Source organism: Polaromonas sp. P1_E1_2, assembly GCF_056406035.1.
Map to the genome: position 1 here is coordinate 1 of NZ_JBFUAZ010000225.1, position 6,044 is coordinate 6,044.

2 protein-coding genes are annotated in these 6,044 nt (G+C 57.1%); both read left to right on the top strand.

Annotated features, from left to right (window positions below):
* Positions 1-66: 66 nt before the first annotated feature.
* Positions 67-5,460 carry a tandem-95 repeat protein gene (locus tag AC1D1P_RS12025; RefSeq protein ID WP_477673134.1) on the top strand — a complete coding sequence of 1,798 codons (5,394 nt, stop codon included), beginning with the start codon at positions 67-69 and terminating at the stop codon, positions 5,458-5,460.
* Positions 5,457-5,954: a hypothetical protein gene (locus AC1D1P_RS12030; RefSeq protein ID WP_477668263.1), complete on the top strand. Its 498-nt coding sequence runs from the start codon at positions 5,457-5,459 to the stop codon at positions 5,952-5,954. Before AC1D1P_RS12025 ends, AC1D1P_RS12030 begins: the two co-directional genes overlap by 4 nt.
* Positions 5,955-6,044: the final 90 nt, after the last annotated feature.

The window sequence follows — 6,044 nt, forward strand, 5'->3', positions numbered from 1 at the left end:
GCCAGCCACTTTGCCGGCGGTCACAGTGGCGGAGCATACGGCGAGGGTCAGTTAGCCGGGCTGGACGTGCTGCCCTTCAACGACACTAGCAGCTTCCTCGTCAACGCCGATGGTGACATGGTGGGCGAAGTCACCCGATTGTCGAACGGTTGGGTACAGGTTAAAGACATTGGAGGGGAGAGCGTTTACCTCAACCCCCGGGCGGCATCCGGTGACCCAAATGCCATCGTAAGCGCCCAGCAATACCAAGACGCACAAGAGCAGGCCGAAGTTAGCCAGGCAGCCAGCGCCATCGGCCTGATGAACAGCATCATCGGCTTGCAGCATTGGGACGACATGGGCGACTTGCAGCGGCTTGCCGCGGTAAGCAGCATTTACAACGCACTAGACAAGATGAGCGGCGGCGGTGCCTTGCCCGGCGACTTGGGAACGGCTGCTGGCGTGCTGGGTTTGCTCAGTGCCTTGGACCAAGGCAATGCCGGTGGTGCCTTGTACAGCGGGCTCAGCCTTGTAGAGAGCCTGACGTCCACCGCAGGCATAGCCAACAGCGGGTTGATTAGCCAAAATTTGGGCGGTAACTTCCTGCCTGCTCTGGGCTTTGTGCTTGCGCTGGATTCGGGCGATCGAGTCAGTATCGCTTCCAGCGGACTGAGCCTCATGAGCAGCTTGGGCATGATAGGGCCTTGGGGCGCGGTGGCTGCTGTTGTCCTCACCCTCTTGGGCGGCCTGTTTGCCGACRAACCCGATATCCCCATGCGCGAAGGCCTGGCCCATGCCGAATGGGACGGAGCAGGCAATATCCTCGTCGTCACTGATCAGGACACGGAAGGCGGCGGCGCTACTGYCACAAGCTGGATGCAAAACCTGGTCGATGGCCTGCAAGCTCAATTGGCCAACACCCGTGACCAGGCAGGCAACAGCTGCGCTCTAATTCCCAATCTGCTGCCCGCTATAGGCTATCAGTACGACCCCGATGGCTTCAATCTGGCCAACGGTGCCAAGGGATTTGTGTACCTGAAGTGGACCGATGAGAATGGCCAATCTCAGATTCGTTACTACGATGGCGAAGGTAGCCGGGGCGATGGTACGAGCGAAACCCTGGCCGGGGACTTCATGCAGCATGCTCAGGGCGCGATTGCTCCGACGTGGCAGGTCCAGACCGTGCTGGCACATTACCAGCAAAGTCAGGGCATCCACTTGCCTGCTGCGCAGGCAGGCTTGCCACAAGAGCTGGCCGACGGCGTCCACCAGACACTGCAAGCTCTCACACTCGCGCTGCCGGTTGAGCCCGCCCTTCAAAACGCCCTGATAGATATCGATGGCGACGGCTATCTGGAGCGCAGCCAGTGGTTGGCCACCAACCAAAGCGCGTTGGCGATAGATGTCAACGGAGATGGTGTCATTGGTGCGGGTGAGCTCCTGAATCTGAGCGGCTCGGCCCTGAGCAGCTTGAACTGGCTGGATACGAATAGCGACAAGTTTCTTGATGTGAGAGATCCGGCATTCGCTGCATTGCGCTTATGGATAGACGTTAACGCCGACGCAAGCAGCGAGGGCGAAACACAGACTTTGACGCAAGCAGGTATCGCTGCTATCGACTTCAGCGGCAGTTCACCCCGGATCATCAAGGTTGATGGTAGCCGCGTCGCTCTTACAGCGCAGACCTTGACCGGCGACATTTTGGGCGTGGCATACCAGTCCGTCACGGGTGGCGTATTGCAGCTGGACGAACAGGCGAATGCCCCGGCTATTGCCACATTGCATGCGGTCAACACCCGAACCTTTGATGGCGATGCGGCGCACACGCATGGCGGGGATATAGATACTGATGGCACGAATGACCGCCAAACGGTGCTGGTTGACGCCCAGGACAGCCGTTTGTCTACCACGACGGCTCGTACACTGGCCAACCGAACAGGTAACCCGCTTGGATTCGTACCTTTTGGAGCGGTCACTACGTTGCAAGCCCAGCGGGAAGCCACGGCAGCGATGATTCGCAGTGCAGACGGCAGCATGTTTAGTACGGCGACCGGTATCACGCCTTTGGTCGCCTTGGCACTGGGTGCAAGTGCGGTGCAATGGCCAACGGTGGTTTCTGCGGAGTCGTTGCCAATAGACAGCAGTTTGGCTGGCGCGGCCATCGAAGCGGCATTGACTGGCTTGGACCCGAATGTGCCGTCCGCCTCTGTGTCAGGCAACACGCCGTCGGGCTCAGGTCCGACTGTTCCGGCAGACCCGGCGCACGTCGATTTGTCGTCATTGCAGCTCGGTCGCGTCATTTCAGACGTGCACCTCAAAAATAGCGAGGAAGGGCAGTTGACGGGCGATATTTATGCGTTAAATCAGGCTCTAGCCCAAGAAATACAGGCGCAAGCAGCTATCAATTCAATAGCGAGTTCTGCTGAATCGAACTGGACATCCTCAGCTGCACATACTGCGGGATTGATCGCCACTGTGATGGGTGCCGATGTGCTACTGGCCTATCCCGAAGTCAAAGGTGAGCTAATCGCCGGCACCGAAGACATCGGACTGCGCCTCACTGCCGAAACCTTGCTTGCCAACGACAGCACTTTGAACGCGGCAAGTTTCTTGAACAGGCCCATGCTCAGCATTAGCGCTGTGGGTAACCCAAGTCATGGTCAGGTTGCGTTGCGTATCAACGAGACTGGCGGCATCGAAGTGGTCTTTATTCCGGAGACCAACTACTACGGAAGGGCTAGCTTTTCCTACACGGTGACAGACCAGTACGGCTTGAGCACGGTGGCCAACGCTACGCTGGAGATCGTCAGTGTCAATGATGCCCCTACTGCGCGGGATGACACCGCCGTCGGTAACGAAGACAACACACTGATGTTCAACGTTGCAGACCTGCTGGCTAATGACTTTGATGTGGACACAGCTCGGGATGGTGATGTGTTGCACGTCACGCGTGTCGGTTTGGCTGAGCATGGCCAGGCCTTTCTTCAAGCCGATGGCATGGTGCGCTTCGTTCCCGATCTCAATTACAACGGCCCGGCCCAGTTCAGCTACTGGGTGGGTGACCGCAGCGATGCTCTGATCGCTGCAGGTCAGGGCCTTGAATCCCAGGCGACCATGTGTCTGACGGTGTTGCCCGTCAATGATCTGCCCGTGGTCGCGGGTGAGAGCATTGCAAGTGACGAAGACGTGGTTCTCAATATCAACCCTGCCTTGTTGCTAGCCAATGACACTGACGTGGACATGGCCACCAACGGGCAGGTGCTGAACATCAGCGCGGTAAGTGGTGCGCAGCATGGCGCGGTGGCCTTGCTGGCCGATGGAACGATTCAGTTCACGCCAGAACAGGACTATTTTGGCCCGGCCAGTTTTGTGTACGTAGTCGATGACGGCAACGGTGGGCAGGTACAAGGCACAGCGATGGTGAATCTGGCATCGGTCAACGATGTCCCCGTGGTCAACAACGAATTGCTGATGGGCAAGCGCGACGCGACCTACACCCTGAGCCAGGCAGCGCTGCTGGCCAACGACACGGATCGGGAGACTCCGACCGGCTTGAGTATCGTGGCAGTACAAGGGATGATCCATGGCAGTGCGGTTCTCAATGCAAATGGGTCGGTGACCTTTGCGCCGACGCCGGGTTATGCGGGGCGGGGGCAGTTTCAGTACGTAGTGCAGGATGCGGACGGCGGGCAAAGCGTGGGTACAACGGAGATTGACTTTTCGGCAATCAATGTGAATCCTTTGGCGGTAGACGACAGTTTTATCGGATTTGAAGATGTTGTGTTTGTTATCCAGCGCGGCCAACTCGTGGCCAACGACTCAGATCCGGATGCGAGTGGCTTGGCCAACTTGACGGTGGATGCCGTGCGTAACGCCAGCCATGGCACAGTCACTTTGCAGGCAGACGGCAGTGTGCGGTTTCAGTCCAGTTCCAACTTTTTTGGCACAGCCACTTTTGAGTACAGAAGCAATGATGGAGAAGGTGGTCAGACTTGGGCAACTGCTTATCTGAATGTGCAATCGGTTAACGATGCACCCGTCATCGAAGACATATGGTATGGCCGACCAATTTACGGAGCCACGGTGCAAAACGTTTACGGCGTGGATGAAAGCGGCGCCACCGTGGTAATCGGTCAGGCGACGGTGCTGGTTTACTCAGAAAGTCAGGCACGCTCACTGTTGGGCAGTGGCCTGCTTATTGGATCTGGCGGTAGCACCTACCTCAACGGTCACCTGCGCCCAGTCGGTTTTGATAATCAGGATGCAACGTTTACGAGTGGCGAATCGGGCTATCTGGACGATGATCCGTATCGTCAAAACGGCGGTGTGGTGGCTTTTGACCCGGACGGAAATTCAGATCAACTTAGTTTTGGACTGAGTGCATCGGCACAGCATGGCCATGCCTGGGCCAACCTGTACACAGCGGCAAACGCGCCGGACTCGATCGATCACACCCAGGCTGGCTCCTATTGGGTCAGTGAGACGGGCGCGTGGCAGTATTACAGCCAGCGAGGCGATGGCTACAGCGGTGCTGATCCCTTCAGCATCAATGTGACTGACAGCGGCGGTGCCGGTACCACCGTTGCCATCAATACCGTGCATATGGGTTCTAACGCAAGTGGTGGAGGCGGCGGTAAAAAGCCTGTCACGCTGGACCTGAATGGTAATGGCTTGCAATACGTGGGCCTGGACGATTCCAAAGCCTATTTCGATGTTAATAGCGACGGCTGGCGAGAGCACTTGGCGTGGGTGTCGACCGACGACGGTTTGTTGGTGCGTGACATAGGCGCCGACCGGGTGATTGATCGTTTTGATGAAATATCTTTTACAAGCTACCTCGCCGGTTCGCGTACTGACCTGGAAGGCCTTGCCACTTTTGACAGCAATGGCGACGCCTTGCTGAGCCGGTTGGATGCACGTTGGCGGGAATTCGGGGTTTGGCAAGATGCTGATGGCAATGGCGTGAGCTCTCTGGGCGAGTTTCATACCTTGGACGAAATCGGCATCACTCAAATTGGTCTCACAAGCGACCATCAAATCCGGCAGTTGGACGGTGTCACTGAGCTGGGGCAATCTCGCTTTACGTGGTCGGATGGTCGCACGGGTGCTGTGGGTGATGTGGCGTTTGCGGTTGATGAAACCGCTCGCTTGCCAGGTACGTTAGCGGCTATGAATGCTTCTGAGGCTGGTCGCGCTTCGACGGCGGCCGCTATCGCACAGCCCAATGGTGATGCTATTTCGGTTGCGCTGGTCGAACCTGTTGCGACCTCTGTAGTGGCTGTGCCGCTCACGCCAGAGCATATGGCCTTGCTGATGGTGCAAATGATAAACACTGTTACTGGAGCCCAAGACACAACACCGTTGATCAGCATTGAAGCGATTGACGGTCAAGATTCGCATGACGCCCTGCTGGCTGCTCAGGTGCAGTGGGAGCAGGCTGCGCAATCGCCGGTTGTTCAATTGCATGGATCTGCCGCGTGAAAATCGCACCACCTACATTGGGCGACATTCCGCAATTGGTGGAGCTTGGGCGGCTTTGCCATGTGGAAAGCCGGTTTTCGCGCTTGTGTTACGAAGATGAGCGTGTGGCGCAGAGATTTGCCCACATGGTTGAGAAACCGTTGTCCACCACGTTCTTTGTGGGTGCGCGTCATAGCTCTGGCGGGATGCACGGCTTGATGATTGGCAGCATCGACGAGTATTTTTTTTCCCACGAGCGAATCGCTTCGTCAATTTTTTTGTTGGTGCACCCTCAGCATAGAGGGGGCTTGGCTGCCATCAAGATGGTGATGGCCTTCCGCGCCTGGGCACATGCCCGGACTGCTGCGGAAATGTATGTTGGCATAGCCAGCGGTGTAGCAATGCAGAGAACTGGTCGCTTTTTGTCCAAACTTGGGTTAGAGCTCAGCGGCGGTAACTACTCAGCATGGCTGCCTGCGAAATCCAGCGAAACGGGGACGCCTGCAGTCCTCTAAATCCGCTAGGCCCAAGTAGCGTCTTTGAAATTTTCTTTCTATAGCTTTGCCTCGATCGTCTTCCTCCTTTCTCGAAACACTGCGTGACAC